This is a genomic window from Kribbella pittospori (assembly GCF_004331465.1).
GTDB classification, from domain to species: domain Bacteria; phylum Actinomycetota; class Actinomycetes; order Propionibacteriales; family Kribbellaceae; genus Kribbella; species Kribbella pittospori.
Map to the genome: position 1 here is coordinate 348,945 of NZ_SJKB01000004.1, position 18,334 is coordinate 367,278.

Annotated in this window: 19 protein-coding genes; 12 read left to right on the forward strand and 7 right to left on the reverse strand. The window is 68.8% G+C overall.

The annotated features are described in order from the left end of the window. Positions 1-8 precede the first annotated feature (8 nt). Positions 9-512, reverse strand: coding sequence for a MarR family winged helix-turn-helix transcriptional regulator (locus E0H73_RS15245; protein WP_131355665.1), 504 nt, complete (start codon positions 510-512; stop codon positions 9-11). Positions 513-544: 32 nt separating this feature from the next. Between E0H73_RS15245 and E0H73_RS15250 the strand changes: the two genes are divergently transcribed. The 4 genes from E0H73_RS15250 to E0H73_RS15265 all read left to right on the forward strand — a co-directional run bounded on the left by E0H73_RS15250 (position 545) and on the right by E0H73_RS15265 (position 3,443). Further along, positions 545-991 carry a DUF4231 domain-containing protein gene (locus E0H73_RS15250; protein WP_131355668.1) on the forward strand — a complete coding sequence of 149 codons (447 nt, stop codon included), beginning with the start codon at positions 545-547 and terminating at the stop codon, positions 989-991. Positions 992-1,022: 31 nt separating this feature from the next. Beyond that, positions 1,023-1,769 carry a maleylpyruvate isomerase family mycothiol-dependent enzyme gene (locus tag E0H73_RS15255; protein WP_131355671.1) on the forward strand — a complete coding sequence of 249 codons (747 nt, stop codon included), beginning with the start codon at positions 1,023-1,025 and terminating at the stop codon, positions 1,767-1,769. Between the two features lie 82 nt (positions 1,770-1,851). Then, positions 1,852-2,199 carry a YciI family protein gene (locus tag E0H73_RS15260; protein WP_131355674.1) on the forward strand — a complete coding sequence of 116 codons (348 nt, stop codon included), beginning with the start codon at positions 1,852-1,854 and terminating at the stop codon, positions 2,197-2,199. Between the two features lie 11 nt (positions 2,200-2,210). Further along, on the forward strand, positions 2,211-3,443 hold the full coding sequence (locus E0H73_RS15265) for an RNA polymerase sigma factor (RefSeq protein WP_131355696.1): 1,233 nt from the start codon (positions 2,211-2,213) through the stop codon (positions 3,441-3,443). 2 nt (positions 3,444-3,445) lie between these two features. Here the strand turns inward: E0H73_RS15265 and E0H73_RS15270 are convergent, their stop codons facing one another. The 4 genes from E0H73_RS15270 to E0H73_RS15280 form a co-directional block, all read right to left on the reverse strand. Beyond that, positions 3,446-4,159, reverse strand: a complete 714-nt coding sequence (locus E0H73_RS15270; RefSeq protein ID WP_131355699.1) for a PH domain-containing protein — start codon at positions 4,157-4,159, stop codon at positions 3,446-3,448. A 109-nt stretch (positions 4,160-4,268) separates the two neighbouring features. Next, on the reverse strand, positions 4,269-4,427 hold the full coding sequence (locus tag E0H73_RS45845) for a hypothetical protein (protein WP_165555682.1): 159 nt from the start codon (positions 4,425-4,427) through the stop codon (positions 4,269-4,271). Positions 4,428-4,721: 294 nt separating this feature from the next. After that, the gene (gene meaB / locus E0H73_RS15275) at positions 4,722-5,678 is read right to left on the reverse strand and encodes a methylmalonyl Co-A mutase-associated GTPase MeaB (RefSeq protein ID WP_131355702.1); all 957 of its coding nucleotides are present in this window, start codon (positions 5,676-5,678) and stop codon (positions 4,722-4,724) included. Beyond that, entirely contained in the window at positions 5,678-6,892 is a 1,215-nt protein-coding gene (locus tag E0H73_RS15280; RefSeq protein WP_131355705.1) for an acetyl-CoA C-acetyltransferase, read from the reverse strand. Before E0H73_RS15280 ends, meaB begins: the two co-directional genes overlap by 1 nt. Before the next feature lie 115 nt (positions 6,893-7,007). On the opposite strand from E0H73_RS15280, the gene mce reads away from it, so the two are divergent. The 5 genes from mce (at position 7,008) to E0H73_RS15310 (ending at position 13,614) form a co-directional block, all read left to right on the forward strand. After that, entirely contained in the window at positions 7,008-7,439 is a 432-nt protein-coding gene (gene mce, locus E0H73_RS15285; protein ID WP_131355708.1) for a methylmalonyl-CoA epimerase, read from the forward strand. A 99-nt stretch (positions 7,440-7,538) separates the two neighbouring features. Then, positions 7,539-8,441, forward strand: a complete 903-nt coding sequence (locus E0H73_RS15290; RefSeq protein ID WP_131355711.1) for a sensor histidine kinase — start codon at positions 7,539-7,541, stop codon at positions 8,439-8,441. A gap of 243 nt (positions 8,442-8,684) precedes the next feature. Then, complete coding sequence (ccrA, locus tag E0H73_RS15295; RefSeq protein ID WP_131355714.1) at positions 8,685-10,016, forward strand: crotonyl-CoA carboxylase/reductase; 1,332 nt, start codon at positions 8,685-8,687, stop codon at positions 10,014-10,016. 104 nt (positions 10,017-10,120) lie between these two features. Then, positions 10,121-12,136: a coiled-coil domain-containing protein gene (locus E0H73_RS15305; RefSeq protein WP_238164021.1), complete on the forward strand. Its 2,016-nt coding sequence runs from the start codon at positions 10,121-10,123 to the stop codon at positions 12,134-12,136. Next, positions 12,133-13,614 (forward strand): AI-2E family transporter, encoded by a 1,482-nt coding sequence (locus E0H73_RS15310; protein WP_131355723.1) that lies wholly within the window; start codon positions 12,133-12,135, stop codon positions 13,612-13,614. Before E0H73_RS15305 ends, E0H73_RS15310 begins: the two co-directional genes overlap by 4 nt. On the opposite strand, the gene E0H73_RS15315 is transcribed toward E0H73_RS15310, so the two are convergent. Next, positions 13,611-14,510, reverse strand: a complete 900-nt coding sequence (locus E0H73_RS15315) for an alpha/beta fold hydrolase (protein WP_131355726.1) — start codon at positions 14,508-14,510, stop codon at positions 13,611-13,613. The genes E0H73_RS15310 and E0H73_RS15315 overlap by 4 nt on opposite strands. Positions 14,511-14,602: 92 nt before the next feature. On the opposite strand from E0H73_RS15315, the gene E0H73_RS15320 reads away from it, so the two are divergent. From E0H73_RS15320 to E0H73_RS15330, 3 genes are read left to right on the forward strand one after another with little or no spacing between them, the layout of a single operon-like run. Beyond that, positions 14,603-15,121, forward strand: coding sequence for a PadR family transcriptional regulator (locus tag E0H73_RS15320; RefSeq protein ID WP_131355729.1), 519 nt, complete (start codon positions 14,603-14,605; stop codon positions 15,119-15,121). Beyond that, positions 15,118-15,849, forward strand: a complete 732-nt coding sequence (locus E0H73_RS15325) for an ABC transporter ATP-binding protein (protein ID WP_131355732.1) — start codon at positions 15,118-15,120, stop codon at positions 15,847-15,849. Before E0H73_RS15320 ends, E0H73_RS15325 begins: the two co-directional genes overlap by 4 nt. After that, positions 15,846-17,594, forward strand: a complete 1,749-nt coding sequence (locus E0H73_RS15330) for an ABC transporter permease (RefSeq protein WP_131355735.1) — start codon at positions 15,846-15,848, stop codon at positions 17,592-17,594. The genes E0H73_RS15325 and E0H73_RS15330 overlap by 4 nt, the downstream gene beginning before the upstream one ends. 4 nt (positions 17,595-17,598) lie before the next feature. Here the strand turns inward: E0H73_RS15330 and E0H73_RS15335 are convergent, their stop codons facing one another. Beyond that, the gene (locus E0H73_RS15335; RefSeq protein WP_131355739.1) at positions 17,599-18,330 is read right to left on the reverse strand and encodes a PIG-L deacetylase family protein; all 732 of its coding nucleotides are present in this window, start codon (positions 18,328-18,330) and stop codon (positions 17,599-17,601) included. Positions 18,331-18,334 lie beyond the last annotated feature (4 nt).

The following is an 18,334-nucleotide window of genomic DNA, read 5'->3' on the forward strand; positions in this document are numbered from 1 at the left end:
GGCAGGGATCAGCTGAAGTCGCCGGCGTTGTGGCGAAGCGGTTCGAGCACCGACCAGAGCATCTTGAGCTGGTCCTCGGTGAGGCCGCTGAGCGCGAAATCGGCGGCGACCAGGTCGGCGGTGGCGCGCTCGACCAGCTCCCGTCCGTCCTGGGTGATCTCGCACAGGACCGCCCGGCCGTCGTCCGGGTGCGGGGTCCGGGTCACCAGCCCGGCCGCCTCGAGCCGCCGTACGATCGAGGTCACGGACGTCGGGTGGACCTGGAGTCGCTCCCCCATCTTCCCCAGCGGCAGCGACCCACGCCGCGAGAACGTCAGCAGCACCAGAGCCTCGAACCGCGCGAACGTCAGCCCGTGCTTGCGAAGGATGTCGTCCAGTTCCCCGATGACGATCTGCTGGGCCCGCATCAGCGACGTGACGGCCCGCATCTGCTCGACCGCACCCCACCGCCGGCCCCACTGCCGCGACGCCTCGTCGATCGGATCGAACGGCAACGCCCTCTTCCTCGCCATGAGCCGAAGGTTAGCTGGAGACTAGGCACACCATGGGCAGACTCAGAGATTCGGATTTCCCGGCGCTCGGCACCGACGCGCCCGCGGAGCAGTTGATCAGCCTCCGCTTCCGCTGGTATCACCACCAGGCCAACCAGGCCCGGGTCGCCTACCGAGGGCTCGGCACCATCCAGCTCATCGCGGCCTTGTTCATCGCGACCTCGGTCGCGATCAGCGCACCGACCTGGCTCGCTCCGTCGCTCGGCGCCCTGATCGCGCTGGCCGAGGGACTCCGGACGCTCTTCGGGTTCAAGGACTCCTATCCGACCTACCGCCGGACCGCCGAGGACCTGCGGAACGAAGCCTGGCTGTACGTCCAGCGCGCCGGCCGGTACACAACCGCCGAGGATCCGGCCAAAGTGCTGACCGAACGCGTGGTGGAGATCAGCCACACCGAGACCGCCGACTGGGAAGAAGCACTCAAACAGCGGAGCGTCTGAAACTGTCTGCGGGGTCTGGGAGGGTCCGGATATGACGTTGTCGACGGAGCGGGCCGAGTTCTATCTCGGGCACGTGCGGGCTGAGGGTGCACGGCTGGAGGAAGTCGGGCGGATGGGGCTGGATGCGGCGATCCCCAGTTGTCCGGGGTGGACGGTGGAGTCAGTACTGCGGCATGTCGCGCAGGTGTACGTGCACAAGGTGGAGGTGCTGCGGCTCGGCGCGCTGCCCGACCCATGGCCGCCGGACTTCGACGCACGGGAGACCTTCGAGTGGTACGACGAGGCGCTCGCAGCGATCGTGGCCGCGTTGGAGAAGGCCGGTACGTCGCTGGAGACCTGGACGTTCAACCCGGACGACGCCACCTCGGGGTTCTGGTACCGGCGGATGGCGCTGGAGAGTGTCGTGCACCGAATAGACGTCGAGCAGGCCCATGGCGTGGTCACACCGATCGCCGTCGAACTGGCGCTGGACGGTATCGACGAGTTGCTGTTCCCGAACCTCGGCGGACCGTGGTGGGAGGAGGGCGACACTGACCACCCGCTCGACGCGACCGTGCGCATCACGTCCGAGGGCCGCACGTGGACGATCAGCGCGGACAGCACCAGCGTCACCGTGCAGCAGGGCGACGAAGGCGATGCGGCCGCCGAGATCTTCGGATCACCCGATGCGGTGTTCCTCTGGCTGTGGGGTCGCACGGATGCTTCCGCGATCCAGACCGCCGGCGACGAGAGCGTCGTACGGGAGTTCCGTGCGCGGGTCGCGGAGGCCACTCGCTGACGGATGTCCTGTTCGCGGGTTGCTGTTCGTTCACTTGCCGAGGGACCAGAGTGGTTCCTGCAGCAAGGAAAGGAGTGGGCTGATGGCGCAGTACCTGGCGCTCGTTTACAGCGCGGACGTGGACTGGTTCGCACCTGAGCAGGCCGAGGAGCTCGCGGAGTACCGGCGGTTCCAGGACGAGAACGCCGGCCTGATCACCGCCAGCGCGGTCCTCCATCCGACCAGTACGGCGACCGTCGTACGGGTGGAAGGTGCCCGCGGCGGGAAGGTCGTCACCACCGACGGGCCGTACGCCGAGACGAAGGAAGCACTGACCGGCTACTACCTGGTCGAGGCCGAGGACCTGGAGGCGGCGATCGCGATCGCCCAGCAGATCCCGTCGGCGTGGAACGGCGCGGTCGAGGTCCGCCCGGTGATCCGGGCCCGCTGAAGGCTCCGACGATGGAGCCAGGGCACGACGCGGTGGCCGAGACGGTCCGGGTCGAGGGGACACGCATCCTCGCGACGCTGATCCGGACCGTCGGCGACGTGCAACTCGCCGAGGACGCCGTCCAGGAGGCCACCCTGGCGGCCCTCGGCGCCTGGCCGGTGACAGGAGTACCGCCCGAGCCGCGCGCCTGGCTGACCGTGACCGCCCGGCGCAAGGCGATCGACATCATCCGGCGCGAACGGGCCCGCGCCGACAAGGAACGTGACAGCACCCAGCTGATCGAGCTGGGCCGCACCGACATCGTCCCGGCCGAGGTGGTCCAGGACGACCTGCTGCGGCTGATCTTCACCTGCTGCCACCCCGCGCTCTCACCACCAACCCGAGTCGCGTTGGCCTTGCGCACCTTGTGCGGACTGTCTCCCGCGCAGATCGCCGGCGTCATGCTCACGACCGAGGCCGCGACCGCGAAGCGCCTGACCCGAGCCCGGCAGAAGATCGCCGCCGCCCGCATCCCGTACCGGGTGCCACCCGAGGCCGAACTCCCCCAGCGCCTGCCCGCGGTCTGCGGAGTGGTCCACAGCCTCTACACGTCCGGCCACGCTCCGGTCGAAGGACAAACGGCGTACGACGTCGATGTCTGCGCGGAGGCAATCCGGTTGGCGGAGCTCCTGCACGAGCTGCTGCCCGATCAGTCGATGCCGACCGCCGTACTCGCACTGCTGCTGCTCACCGAGGCGCGTCGCCCAGCCCGCCTGGACGCCGAGGGTGAGGTCGTCACGCTCGACCAGCAGGACCGCGGCCGCTGGGACAACGCCGCGATCGCCCGCGGAATCGAGCTTCTCAACGACTCGCTCCTGCGCTCGAACCAGCAGGCCGATGCCTACCAACTCCAGGCCGCCATCGCGGCCGAGCACGCCCGCGCACCCAGCTACGACACCACGGACTGGACGGAGATCCTCCGCCTGTACGAGCTCCTGGTGTCGGTCGCGCCCAGCCCGGCAGCCGACCTGGGACGCGCGGTCGCGGCCGCCGAAGCAAAAGGCACCACAGCGGGACTCGCCTTGCTCAGCGAGCTCACACCCAGCCCACGCTGGCACGCCGTCCGCGCCGAGCTACTGGCCCGCGATCACCGGTACGACGAAGCAGTCGAGGAACTCACCCAGGCGCTGGAAGGTCCGTCGACCGACGCCGAACGACGCCATCGCGAGCGTCGCCTCGAACTCTTCCGAGCCGCGGCCGACTGAGCTCAGTCCTCGTCGGTCCACTTGCCGCGTTCGCTGTTGAAGATCGACTTCGACGCCGGACCGGAGGACGGTGGTGGGCCACCGCGACGCGCCGGCGCGGCGGGCACCGTGGTGGTGATCTCCTGCGCGGAGTCCATCCCGATCGGACCGGTGCCGTCGTCGTCGGAGTCGTCGTCGCCCTCCACCACGTCGACGCTGGCCGACGCGCGCAGGCCCGTGCGCTGGATGACGCGCTGGATGGTCAGGTCACGGTCGTCGGGACGGCTGACCCACTTGATCTCGCGGAAGCCCTGGTCCTGCGCCGCGGACTCGAAGACGAAATGGCCGTAGCCGAAGATCCGGCCGACGATCGGCTTCTGCAGGGTGATGTCGAGGACTCGCGCGATCGGGGTGGTCGCGACGGTCTGCGAGAAGACGCCACGGATCCGCATGACCCGCATGTTGGTGACCACGAACCGGTCCCGGTGGTGGGTGAGGAACTGCCAGAAGGCGTGCGTGAGCAGCACCAGCACGAGCGCGAGGATGACGGGCTGGCCACCGATATCCGTCGTCACCATCGCGACCAGCAAGGCGGTCGCCAGCGCGACCTCGAGCATCGGCGGCAAGTACACCACCCAGTGCTGGCGGACCTCGTCGATGACGACCTCGCCCTCGTCCGAGATCAGGTGCCGCCGGACCTTCGGGTCGAAGATCCGGAACAGGCCTATGCCGGCCATCCACTCACTCCCCTACCACCCTCTCTTGCCAACCGCCGCGCGCCGCGTTGCGGCCCGTACAGCCAAGTGTCCCGCACGATTGCTCGTAACGGGACACTCGGACGGCAGATCAGCTGAACAGCGCGCTCAAGAAGGTGATCACACTCTCGAACGCGTCACCGATGGCCGAGAACGCGCCTCCCACCGCATCGGCCGCGTTCGCCGGCTGAGTGAACAGATAGAAGGCGGCAAAGGCGATGACCGACCAGATCAACAGCTTCTTCGGCATGTCACCACTCCTCGTTAGCAACCACTCGGTCGACTGTATTTGAGTTTGTATCACGGACCGTCACCAATTGTCACTGACTGAACACAGCCCACCGCACAATGCTCACCAGCTACAAGGTCCATTCTGTAACGGATTCGGGGGCATGGCACCCACCGGCGCGCCGCCACGAGACGTGCATCCCGCCGTACGGCGGAAATCCTGCGATGTTTGCCCGATTTCGGAACAGCCATTGGATGAACACCAGGGAGAGACACAATGTGACAGTCCGTGGTCGGGTGTTGCATCTGAGATTGATCAGAGCGCCGCGATCAACTCGTCCGCGGCGGTGTAAGGGTCCGTGTTCCCCTCAGCGACCTTGGCGGCCAGGACATCGAGCCGCGCGTCGCCGTGCAGGTGCGCGAACCGGGATCGCAACGAGGTCATCGCGATCGCCTCGATCTCGTCCCGGGCCCGGCTCCGGCGCCGTTCGTCCAGGACGCCGTTGGACCGCATCCAGGCCAGCCGTTCCTCGATCGCCGCCACCACCTCGTCGACGCCTTCGTTGCGCGAGGCAACGGTCTTCAGGATCGGCGGCGACCAGGCGCCTTCCGGTCGTTCGGCCAGTGCGAGCATGTGCCGCAGGTCGCGGGTGACGTTCTGCACGCCGTCCCGATCGGCCTTGTTCACCACGTAAATGTCGCCGACCTCGAGGATGCCGGCCTTCGCCGCCTGGATGCCGTCACCCATCCCCGGCGCCAGCAGGATGAGGGTGGTGTCCGCCATCCCGGCGATCTCCACCTCGGACTGCCCGACACCGACGGTCTCCACCAAGACAACGTCGTACCCAGCCGCGTCGAGCACCCGCAGCGCCTGCGGGGTCGACCAGGCCAGACCGCCGAGATGCCCACGGGAAGCCATCGACCGGATGAACACCCCGGTATCGGTCGCGTGGTCCTGCATCCGCACCCGGTCCCCGAGCAGCGCACCACCGGAGAACGGCGACGACGGGTCGACCGCGAGCACACCGACCCGCTTCCCGGTCGCCCGGTACGCCGTGACGAGCGCCGACGTCGACGTGGACTTCCCGACGCCGGGCGAGCCCGTGATGCCGACGATGTGCGCATGACCGGCGTACGGCGACAGGGCCGCCATCACCTCACGCAGCAAGGGCGATTCGTCCTCGACCAGTGAGATCAGCCGGGCGACGGCCCGGGAGTCACCCTCCCGGGCCCGCTCGACCAGCTCCGAGACCGGTGCGGTCCGGCGCGGCATCAGCTCTTCGGGACCCGGACGATGAGCGCGTCGCCCTGGCCACCGCCACCGCACAGCGCGGCCGCGCCGACACCACCGCCGCGGCGGCCCAGCTCGAGCGCGAGGTGCAGGACCAGCCGGGCACCGGACATCCCGATCGGGTGTCCGACGGCGATCGCACCGCCGTTCACGTTGACCTTGTCGGCGTCGACCTTCAGCTCCCGCGTGGACGCGATCCCGACCGACGCGAACGCCTCGTTGATCTCGATCAGGTCGAGCGCGGTGGGCTCGATGCCTTCCTTCTGGCAGGCCTTCGCGATCGCGTGCGCGGGCTGGCTCTGCAGCGTCGAGTCCGGCCCCGCCACCGAACTGTGGGCGCCGATCTCGGCGATCCAGCTCAGCCCGAGCTCCTCGGCCTTCGCCTTGCTCATCACGACCACGGCGCAGCCGCCGTCGGAGATCGGCGACGACGACCCGGCCGTGATCGTGCCGTCCTTGCCGAAGGCCGGACGCAGCCGGGCCAGCGCCTCGACAGAGGTGTCACTGCGGACACCCTCGTCGCTGTCGACCACGATCGGGTCGCCCTTGCGCTGCGGCACCTCGACCGGGATCACCTCGTCGGCGAACAGACCGTTCTTCCAGCCCTCGGCCGCGCGCTGGTGCGAGCGCACGGCGAACTCGTCCTGCTCCTCGCGGCTGAGCTTGAGACCCTCGTTGTTGGCCTGGTCGGTGAGCGCACCCATCGGCTGGTCGGTGAACGCGTCCCACAACCCGTCGTACGCCATCGAGTCGACCATGGTGACGTCGCCGTACTTGAAGCCCTCGCGGGACTTGGGCAGCAGGTGCGGCGCGTTCGTCATCGACTCCATCCCGCCGGCCACGACGATGTCGTACTCACCGGCGCGGATCAGCTGGCCGGCGAGCGCGATCGCGTTCAGGCCGGACAGGCAGACCTTGTTGATGGTGATGGCCGGGACGGTCATCGGGATGCCGGCCTTGGCGGCGGCCTGCCGGGCGGCGATCTGACCGGCGCCGGCCTGCAGCACCTGGCCCATGATCACGTACTCGACCTGGTCCGGCGCGACGCCGGCCTTCTCCAGTGCGCCCTTGATCGCGAAGCCGCCGAGCTCGGCGCCGGTGAAGCCCTTGAGGCCACCCAGCAGCCGCCCGATCGGGGTCCGCGCGCCGGCGACTATGACAGTGGTGTTCGCTGAACTACGGGTGGCGTCAGACATGTTGTCACGATACCTGCGACCGCACTGGTACGCCGCTGTCGATCAAGTCACACACGTCGTGTCAGCTCTGCCACTTTCCATGGATTCCGGCCGCCGGCTGCGCCACTCTGGCGCTATGAAGAGCACCGTCACCGGGACCTTGTTCGACGCGATCGACCACGTGGGCGTTGCCGTGGCCGACTTCGACGAGGCGGTCCGGTTCTACGCCGAGGTGTTCGGCATGACGGTCGCGCACGAGGAGATCAACGAGGAGCAGGGCGTGCGCGAGGCCATGCTGTCGGTCGGCGACTCGGGTTCGTCGATCCAGCTGCTCGCCCCGCTGTCGGACTCCTCGCCGATCGCCAAGTTCCTGGTCCAGCGCGGGCCGGGCATCCAGCAACTCGCCTACCGGGTCAGCGACCTCGACGCGGTCTCGGCGACCCTGCGCGAGCGCGGCGCCGAGCTCCTGTACGACGAACCGCGCCGCGGCACCGCCGGTTCGCGGGTGAACTTCATCCATCCGCGCTCGGCCGGCGGCGTCCTTGTCGAGCTCGTCGAACCGGCCTGAACCCGGCCCTCACGACCGGTCTGTTACGGCTCTCGAACACCGGGTGACGGCGCGCCCCGACGCGCTGCCCGGTAGCGGTCGCCGGACTAGGCTGTTCGGGTGCTGAAGGACAGCGCCACCGACTCTCCGGGCGGTGCGCACGCAGGGTTCCGGCACGACGCCTTCGTCTATACCTGTAGCGAGGAGTTCGTGCTTTCCGCGGCGCCGTACGTCCGTGACGGCCTGGCTGCCGGTGAGAAGGTCGTGGTCGCACTCCCCCCGGAGCGGAATGCCGAGCTGCGCCAGGCGCTCGGTGAGGCGGCCGAGCAGGTGCGTTTTATCGATATGACCGTCGCCGGCCACAATCCGGCCCGGATCATTCCGTTCTGGCGTGGGGTCCTCGACGAGCACCCGGGCCGAGTGGTTCGCGGGCTCGGCGAACCGGCGTACGCCGGCCGGACGGCAGCGGAGTACGAGGAAGCCTTGCTGCACGAGGCTCTGCTGTCGGTGGCCTTCGCCGACGCTGTGGGTTTCCGGCTCCGCTGTCCGTACGATGCGGTCGTCGGGATCGATCCGACGGTGACGCATTCGGTGCCGGAAGGCCTTGCAGAGAAGACATTCCGGACCGCGCTGCCCGCCGTACCGGATCGGGCCGAGCGCTGGGAGTTCGTGCGCGGCGAGCTCGCGCAGATCCGGCAATGGGTCAACGCGCGGGCGTCGTCGCACGGGGTGTCGCCGGATCGGATGGACGACCTGGAGCTGGCGCTGCACGAGATCTGCACGAACAGCATCCGGTTCGGCGGTGGCTTCGGGACGTTGTCGGTGTGGATCGAGGACGGCTCACTGGTCTGCGACGTCGCGGACCAGGGACGGATCGACGATCTGCTGGTCGGACGCGTGCTGCCGCCACTCGACGGACTCGGCGGACGGGGCGTCTGGCTGGCGAACCAGCTGTGCGATCTGGTGCAGCTGCGGTCGGGCGACGACTTCACCCAGGTACGGCTCTCCACCCGCCTGCGCTGAATAAGACCACTGACAACGGTGGACTACACAAGTGACGGTCGTCTCACCGGCCCCCGCTTGTGTTACAAGGCACAGCCAGACGTGCATACTCAGCGGTAAGTTCCGCTCACCGAGAGGGTGTCTGGGAGTCCTGCGTCGTCGCGAGCAGGTGCTCGGCGGAGTGCCGAGGTGCCCGCCGAGTGCCGCGCAGCAGGCGCAGGACTCCCAGACACCCTCTAAGACCGCCGTTGCAGGAGGTACGACGTGAAGCAGATCCTTGACGCGATTCTCGCCGGTGACACCGCAGCCGTGGCCGAAATCGACGTACCCGATCACTACCGCGGAATCACAGTCCACGCCGACGAGGCGGACATGTTCGAGGGTCTGGACAGCAAGGAGAAGGATCCGCGCAAGAGCCTGCACCTGGACGACGTACCGACGCCCGAGCTCGGGCCGGGTGAGGCGCTGGTCGCCGTGATGGCGAGCGCGATCAACTACAACACCGTGTGGACGTCGATCTTCGAGCCGGTCTCGACGTTCGCGTTCCTGAAGCGGTACGGGAAGCTGTCGCCGCTGACGGCCCGCCACGATCTGCCGTACCACGTGGTCGGTTCCGACCTGGCCGGCGTCGTACTGCGGGCCGGGCCCGGGGTGAACGCGTGGAAGCCCGGCGACGAGGTGGTCGCGCACTGCCTGTCCGTCGAGCTCGAGTCGCCCGACGGGCACAACGACACGATGCTCGACTCCGAGCAGCGGATCTGGGGCTTCGAGACGAACTTCGGCGGCCTGGCCGAGCTCGCGCTGGTGAAGTCGAACCAGCTGATGCCGAAGCCGGAGCACCTCACCTGGGAGGAGGCCGCGTCCCCGGGTCTGGTGAACAGCACGGCGTACCGGCAGCTAGTCTCCGCGAACGGCGCCGACATGAAGCAGGGCGACGTCGTGCTGATCTGGGGTGCGTCGGGCGGGCTGGGTTCCTACGCGACGCAGTTCGCGCTGAACGGCGGAGCGATCCCGGTGTGCGTGGTGTCGTCGCCGGAGAAGGCGGAGATCTGCCGGGCGATGGGGGCGTCGCTGATCATCGACCGGTCGGCCGAGGGGTACAAGTTCTGGGCCGACGAGACGACGCAGGACCAGAAGGAGTGGAAGCGGTTCGGCGCCCGGATCCGTGAGCTCACCGGTGGCGACGACCCCGACATCGTGTTCGAGCACCCGGGGCGGGAGACGTTCGGGGCGTCGGTGTACGTCGCCCGGCGCGGCGGGACGATCGTGACGTGTGCGTCGACGTCCGGCTTCATGCACGAGTACGACAACCGGTACCTGTGGATGAACCTGAAGCGGATCATCGGCTCTCACTTCGCCAACTACCGGGAGGCCTGGGAGGCGAACCGGTTGATTGCCAAGGGCATGGTCCATCCGACGGTCAGCAAGGTCTACCCGCTCGAGGACACCGCCCAGGCGGCGTACGACGTCCACCGCAACCTGCACCAGGGCAAGGTCGGCGTACTCACCCTGGCGCCGAGCGAGGGCCTCGGCGTCCGCAATCCGTCGCTCCGGGCGCAGCACGAGGCCGCCATCAATCGCTTCCGTAACAGATAACGGTTGGGTCGGGTCGTCCCAGGGGCCCGATTGGCTGGTTACGCCCGAGTTCTGACAGGCTTAAGGTGGGGGATTCAGTGAGCCGCCAGAAGGGAATCTCGGGAATGCCTGACGAGTCGAGCCTGCCATTTTTCGACCGTACGGCGACAGCGGCCGGGGGCTTCCCGGTCAGTCGACGTGGGTACGACAAGCAGGCCGTGGACGACTATGTCCGCGCGCTGGAGATGCAACTCGTCGAGGCCCGTAACAGAGCCGATGAGCTCCAGGGCAGTGTCGCGCCGATGCAGCGGCAACTGGAGGAGACCCGGCGTCAGCTCGACGCCAGCGCCAACCCGTCGTACGCCGGACTCGGCGACCGGGCCGCGCAGATCCTCCGGCTCGCCCAGGACCAGGCGTCCGAGGCGCTCGAGGAGGCCCGCCGCGAGGCCGATGAGCTGCGCAGCACGGCCGCCAAGGAGGCCGCAGCGGTGCGGGCGACCGGTGACCGCGAGGCCGAGGACATCCGCTCGGTCGCGCTGAACGAGGCCGACAGCCTGCGCCGGACCGCCGAGGGCGACGCCGCCGAGCTGCGCCGTACCGCGGAGACCGAGGGATCTGAGGTTCTGCAGGCCGCGCGGCGCAAGGCCGAGCAGCTGCAACTGACCGCCGAGTCGCAGGCCAGCACGCTGAAGAACGGTGCCCTGCACGAGGCGGAGAAGATCCGTACGGCGATCCAGCGCGAGTCCGCCGCCCTGCGGGCCCGGCTCGCCGACGAGCGTGAGCAGCAGGCCAAGGAGCTCGCCGACAAGCACCAGCAGATCGCGGCCGACACCGAGAACCTCACCACCCAGATGCGCGAGGCCGCCGAGGCTTCCGAGCGCCGGGTGGCGGAGGCCACCGAGCAGGCTCGCAAGATCCGCGCCGAGGCCGAGGAGTCGGCCGAGCGGACGATCACCCGGGCGCGGCGCGAGGCCGAGCAGTTGCTGACCACCGCGCGGACCCGCTCCGAGTCCGAGCTCGCGAACGCCGCGGACGAGGCGGAGCGGTCGCGCACGATCGTCGCCCGGGAGACCGAGCGGCTCGCGAAGCGCCGCGACGGCATCCTGACCCAGATCGCGGGTCTGAACGAGATCGCCAGCAACATCGCCCGCCAGGCCGCCGAACTCGACTCCGAGACCGCGGCCCCGGCGTACGTCAGCCCCTTCAACCGCCAGCAGGCGGCGGACTCATTGGGCGGGCCGTCGAGCAACCCGTTGGCCGGGCCGCAGAATGCGCCGGCGCCCAGCCCGTTCGCGGCACCGCCGGAGGCAGCCGCACCGAGCCCGTTCGACGCACCGTCTTCTGCCGGCGCGATCGGTTCTGACTCTGCTGACGCACTGGGTGACTCTTCGGCCGATTCTGGAGCTGCTGCGGACGGCGGCGCGTCCGCCGGATCCGCCGCTTCGGCTGCCCGGCCGTTCGCACCGAAGGATGAGAGCCCCTTCGCGCCCAAGGACGAGAGCCCGTTCGCCCCGAAGGGCGAGAGCCCGTTTGCGCCCAAGGACGACAACCCGTTCGCCGCGGCCACGCCGGTGCCGGCTGAGGCGTCGTACGCCGAGGGTGAAGAGGGGCCGTTCACCGGGGCGAGCCCGTTCGTCGGGCTGGGTGCGGGCGACGCACGGGTCGACGAGACGCGCATCGACACCGCATTGCGGGTCGACCCGAAGGACACCGACGACCTGGTGAGCAAGACCGCCGGCGGCCCGGCCGACGAGTCCGACTCCGCCACGTCCACGTCGACCACTCCTGACGCATCCAGCTCTGCTGCGTCGAACTCGTCGTCCACCTCGGCCGCGTCGAGCTCTGGCGCGTCGACCTCTCGCGCGTCCTCGCGGTCTGCGTCGTCGAAGGCGTCTACGTCGGTCGATGACTCGAAGGCTGCCGGCTCGAAGGCTGTCGATTCGAAGGGCGCCGACTCGGCAGACGATTCGAAGGCGGACGACGACGAGCCGGCGGACTCCACCAAGATCGACGAGTTCCGGCTGGATGACCTCGTGTCGGAGGAGACTCAGGCGCGGGCCCGGCCGAACGGCTCGGTCGACGAGAAGAAGACCGACGAGGCCAAGGCGGGCTCGCGATCCCCGAAGGACAAGACGACGTGACGCCAGCCGGCGACGACACCTCCACTACGACCCCCGACCGGGACCTCGCCGAGGCAACCCGCGAAGCGCAGGAGGCCGCCGCCGACGCAGAACAGGCCGCGGACAAGGCGGACCACTCCGCCGACGCAGCAGCACGGTCCGCCCAGCAGGCGGACGGATCAGCCGACGAAGCCGGCGAGTCCGCGGACAAAGCCGACGAATCGGCCGACGAGGCCGACGAGTCCGCCGACACAGCGGATGAGTCGGCGGACAAGGCCGACGAGTCCGCCGACAAAGCCGATGAGTCTGCGGACAAAACGGTCGAGTTGGCCGGCAAGGCCGCTGACAAGGCGGCCGAGTCGGCGGAGGATGCCGAGGCTCTCCCGAAGACGGCGGACGACGATCTCGCCAGCGAACTGCTGATCGAGGAGCGGCACCCGGACGTCGGCATGGGCCTGCCCGGCCCGCCGTTGCGGCGCTCGAGCCCGTTCATGTTCGGCTTCTTCGCGGCCCTCGGCGTACTGGTCGCCTGGGGCTTGTGGAACGCGGCCGGCCAGGCCAAGTCGGTCCTGATCCTGCTGCTGGTCTCCATGTTCATCGCGGTCGGCCTGAACCCGCTGGTCGAGTGGTTCATGCGCCGCGGCCTGAAGCGCGGCCTGTCCGTCGGCGTCGTGTTCCTGCTGATGATCCTCGCGGTCGCCGGCGTCGGGTTCGCGATCGTGCCGGTGGTCACCGACCAGATCAACAGCCTGATCCGGAACGCACCGCAGTGGCTCGACCTGCTGCAGAAGTCGCAGACGCTGGACGAGCTCGACAAGCGCTACCACTACGTCCAGAAGGCCAAGGACTACATCCAGGACCCGGCGCTGGCGCAGCGCGCGTTCGGCGGCATCCTCGGTGTCGGCAAGGTGGTCGCGAACGCGTTGTTCAACACGTTCACGATCCTGATCCTGACGCTGTACTTCCTCGCCTCGCTGCCGTCGGTCAAGCGCGCGGCGTACAGCCTGGTCCCGCGGACCCGGCGTACCCGCGTCTCGATTCTCGGCGACGAGGTGCTGGCCCGGGTCGGCGGCTACGTCAGTGGCCAGTTCATGGTCGCCCTGTGCGCGGGCTTCTGCATGTTCGTGTTCCTGGAGATCGTCGGTCTGCGCGAGTACGCCGTGGCGCTGGCGATCGTGGTCATGTTCACCGCGTTCATCCCGATGGTCGGCGGCCTGATCGGTGTCGTCCTCGTCTCGCTGATCGGCTTCACTGTCGGCCTATGGACCGGCGTCGCCTGTCTCGCGTACGGCATCATCTACCAGCAGATCGAGAACTACGTCGTCGCCCCGCGGATCATGCGCCGGGCCGTCGACATCCCCGGCGCCGTCACGGTGATCGCCGCCCTCCTCGGCGGCGCCCTCCTCGGGGTCGTCGGCGCCCTCCTGGCCATCCCCTGCGCCGCCGCCCTCCTCCTCATCATCCGAGAGGTCTGGGTCCGCAAAGCCGACGACTCCTAAGCGCCTACGTCTCTGACCGCCCGTACGACGAGGTCCGGGCGGTCGAGATGCATGTAATGGCCGGAGTCAGGGACGATCGTGTGGCGACCGTTGACCGTGGCAACCAGTTGGTCCAGGACAGTGGTCACCTGCTCGGTGCTGTCCGCCGGCCTACCCTTGGTGGCCGTGAGCACCACAACCGGTAGCTCCGGCCAGACACCCTGCGCACGGCGGGCGGCCAGGTCGTCGACGTGGTCGAGGATCATCGGGAACTCGTCGAGGTACGTGAACAGCTGCTCGTCCGTCTCCAGGTAGGACAGGCACGCCTCGATCAGCAGGCGCTGGAGGCGCTCATCTCCTCCGACACTCCGGGCGACGTCAGCGGCCAGCTCGCGACCGAACTTCAGCACGTCCGCAGCCCGCGAATCCTCGCTCGCCGGCGCGGTCCGGCTCGGGTGTCGGTTGTCCCCGCTGAGGAGCTCCGACCAGAAGACCTCGTGCGAGGGGTCGAGCAGCACCAGACCGGCGACCAGTTCGGGCCGTTCCCAGGTGGCCAACTGTGCCAGCAGACCTCCCCAGCTGTGCCCGACAACGACACACGGTCCGACCGCCCCAAGGACTGCCAGCAGATCACCGAGCTGCAGCTCCAGGCTGAGCGGCGCCGGTTCGCTGACACCGTACCCGGCCCGGTCGTAGAAGATCACCCGATAGTCGGGAGCGAGTGCCTTGAAGACCGCCGCGAACCCGGCGGCCGGCGACATCGCGCCGGCCTCGAACAAGACAGTCGGCCCCGCGCCCGCCTCGAGCCACCGCAGCACGCGACCACCCCGATCGAGCTCACGCCGCTCACATCTCCCGTCGACGAGTGGCGCGAAAGCGGCAGCCACCTTGTCCGACGGCGCGTACGACGTACCCAAGGGTCTTCCTCCAGAGCCCGGTCAACCTGTCGGAATGTAGTCCACGCGCAGGGTCTGGACAGATAGATAGCGGGTATATATTCTCGCTATCTATGCGGTCGTTGTTTCTGGCGTTGCTGGCGGACGAGAACCGGTACGGGTACGAGATCAAGCAAGCCCTCGAGCAGGAGTTCGGGGAGCTGCTGCCCGCCTTGAACGCCGGCCAGATCTACTCGACGCTGGCGCGGCTCGAGCGGGACGGGCTGGTGACCAGCGAGAGCATCGAGGGCGACAACCGGCGCAAACGGGTGTACGAGCTCACCGAGGCCGGGCGGGCGGCGCTGACGGGATGGATCGAGACGCCGGTGCCGGGCACGCGGCTGAAGGACGAGTTCTTCATGAAGCTGGTGATTCTCGCGTCGGCCGGGCTGGCCGAGCCGAAGGCGCTGATCGCGGGGCAACGACGCGAGTACCTGCAGTCCCTGCGTGACCTCGATGCGATGGTGGCGACCGATGGGTCCCGACCGGCCGCCGAACTGCTGGCCGAGGGCGCGATCCTGCACCTGAAGGCCGACCTGGAGTGGCTCGACCTGATCGAGCAGCGACTGCCGATGCAACGGGAGCCGGCATGACACCGGTGCTCGAGACCCGAAGGCTCGCCAAGACGTACGACACCGGGGGAACCCAGGTCCTGGCCGTCCGCGGTATCGACCTCACGATCAACAGCGGCGAGTTCGTCGCGATCGTGGGACCGAGCGGGTGCGGGAAGTCGACGCTGCTCAACCTCATGGCGGGGCTCGATCGCGTGACCGCCGGCGAGGTCTGGCTCGGCGACGAGCGGATCGACCAGTTGAGCGAGACCGCGCTGGCGCGGATGCGCCGGCAGAAGGTCGGGTTCGTGTTCCAGTTCTTCAACCTGATGCCGACCCTGTCCGCCATCGAGAACGTCGAACTGCCACTCCTCCTGGTCGGCCGCCACCGGAAGGAAGCCCGGGACGCCGCGAGCAGACTGCTGGACGACCTCGGTCTCGAGAACAAGTACGACGCAGCGCCGTCCCAGCTGTCCGGAGGAGAGCAACAGCGGGTCGCCCTCGCCCGTGCCCTGGCGAACACGCCGGACATCCTGCTCGGCGACGAACCGACCGGGAACCTCGACTCGGCCTCGTCCCGCGAGGTGCTCGCTCTCCTCCGCATCGCGCGCGACCGGGGCCAGACGCTGCTGCTCGTAACCCACGACACCCGTGTCGCCGCGGCAGCGGACCGGGTGATCACCCTTCGCGATGGGCTGGTGAACGACGACACCGAGCTGCAATCGGCCCGACCGGTCACGCTCCCCTTCGACGCCGGTGGACCGGTATGACGCTCACCCTGGTCAGGCTCGCGTTCGCGGGACTCCGCTCCCGGCTACTCGCGAGCGCGCTGACCGTCCTGCTCTGCACTGCCGCGGCGGCGACCATCGTTCTCGCGCTCGAAGTAGGGGCGACTGTCCGCGATCCGTGGCAGCGGACCTTCGACGAGGCCAACGGCGCCCACGTCCTCGCGAACGTCGCCTCGGCGGCGGATGCGGACAAGATCGCGAGACTCCCCGGCGTCGCCCAACGAGACGAGCCCATCCCGAACGCGAACGCCGACGTACTGGGCACGACCGACCGATTGCAGCTCGCCGGTCAAGCATCCGCCCCACACGTCAACACAGCAATCCCGATCGACGGCGTAGGCCAACCCGCGGACGGGATCGTGCTCGAGCGCAGCTTCGCCGAGGCCCTCGGTCTCACCGTCGGTACGACGGTGCGCCTGGCAACGACTGGTGATCCGGTGGAGCTGACCGTCGTCGGTACTGCGGTGTCGCCCAGCCAGCCGCGCTATCCCCGCCGGAACCCCGGACTGGCCTGGGTATCACGCCCCACGCTGGAGCGGGTCCAGCCGGACACCGGTCGCTGGCGCTGGACCGAGGCCGTCCGCCTGGCCGATCCGGCTGCCGCACCGGACTTCGCCGTACGGGCTGCTGGGGCCGTGCCGCCGACCACCGCAGCCTTCGAGACATGGCAGGACCAGCGCGCGAGTGCGTTGGAGGAGGCTGCGCCCACTCGGCTCGTGCTCACGACGTACACAATCGTCTTGCTTGCGGTGGTCTTCGCGGTGGTGGCGATCCTGGTCACGGCCCGCGCCGGCGCGCAGCATCGCGAGATCGGATTGCTGAAGGCTGTCGGCGTCACTCCACGCCAGATCACCGTGGTGTTCGCGCTGGAATCCGCCGGACTCGGCCTGATCGCGGTGGTCCTCGGCTTCGCGATCGGGGTACCGCTCGCGCCTCGGCTGGCCGCGTCGAGTATCGCGACAATGGTGGGAGCGCCAACGATCGCGATGAACCCGTGGCATCTGCTCGTCGCCGCCTGCCCTGTGTTGATCGTGCTGATCGGCAGTGCCGCGTCGTCGGCCCGGCGCGGCATCGGGTTCACTGTTCTGCAGGCGATCCAGTCCGGCTCCGCGGCACCTGCGTCGCGATCACGCCTCGGCCGCCTGATCGGCCGGGCGGCCCTTCCGGTCGTGTTGTCGCTCGGTCTCAAGGACCTTGTCACCAGGCGACACCGAGCCACGCGGCTGGCCGGTGCGATCGTGGTCACCGGGGCAGCCGTCGTCTTCGCGCTCTCGATGCAGGCCAACCTCGACGCCCAGGCCGCCGACGAGGTCAGCGACGTACCGCGTGAGCTGCCTGTCCTCGTCTACACCCTCGACGCCGTACTCCTCCTCATCACCGTCACGACCCTCATCGCGGTCGCCCTTCTCTCCGTGCGCGAGCGCGTCCGCGAGTACGGCGTACTGAAGTCCGTCGGCCTCACACCCCGGCAGATCGCGTCCAGCCTGATCAGCGCCCACGTAGCCCTCGCCACCGTCGCAGTCATCCTGTCGATCCCGGTAGGCATCGCCCTCTACATCACCGTCTACGGCATCGCCGGCGGAAGCCCCGAGGACCGAGTAATCGCCTCCTGGTGGTCACTAGCCCTCATCCCGCTCGGCACCGTCTTATTGGTCGCCCTCGCCACCAGCCTCCCGGCCCGCCTAGCCACCCGAATCCCAGCCGCCGAAGCCCTCCGCTACGAGTAGTCCCCTACGGGCCTGCGAGTTTGGTGATCTCCGGAGTGGCGTTGGTGTGGAAGGCGCAGGCTCGGGGGTAGCCGGCTAGGCAGCCTCGGGTGGTCATGAGGGCGGTGTAGTAGTCGATGTAGCGGAAGCCGTAGGTTTCGCCCCGGGCGAAGGCCTGGTGGCGGATCGCGGAGACCCAGAGGTAGAAGGCCTCGTCGGGGATGGGGACGTACATCGACGGCTGGAAGCCTTCCATGTCCTCCCAGTTCTCGGCGTGCAGGATCGAGCGGACGCCGTGCCGCGGGAGTGCGGCGAGCTTGCCCACGGCACCGTCCATCCCGTCGATCTCCTGGTCCGACGGGAGGCCGGCCAGGAACCGGGCTCGCTCGGCCAGGCTCGACGCATGTTCGTGGTCGCGGTGGATGCTGTGTTTCCAGTGCGCGATGAGCGTGTCGGGCTGCTTCTCGCGGATGATCGTGGCGAGTTCGAGCGCGACGTCGTCGGAGTCGGGGAGGAAACCGTCGCTGTGGTCGAGGACGATGAAATCGGCGCCGATCGCGGCGGCGAAGGCCTCGCCCTCGGCGATCTTCTGCTTCTTGTACTCCGACGGGGTCATCCGCGGGTGACCCCGCTCCCCCGGCGTGAGCGCGACGATGGTGGCGCTCGCGCCCTCCTGGACCAGCTTCGCCAGGGTCGGCCCGGCGGTCAGGTCCATGTCGCCGATGTGCGCCCCGACGGCGAGCACTGATTTGGTCACAAGG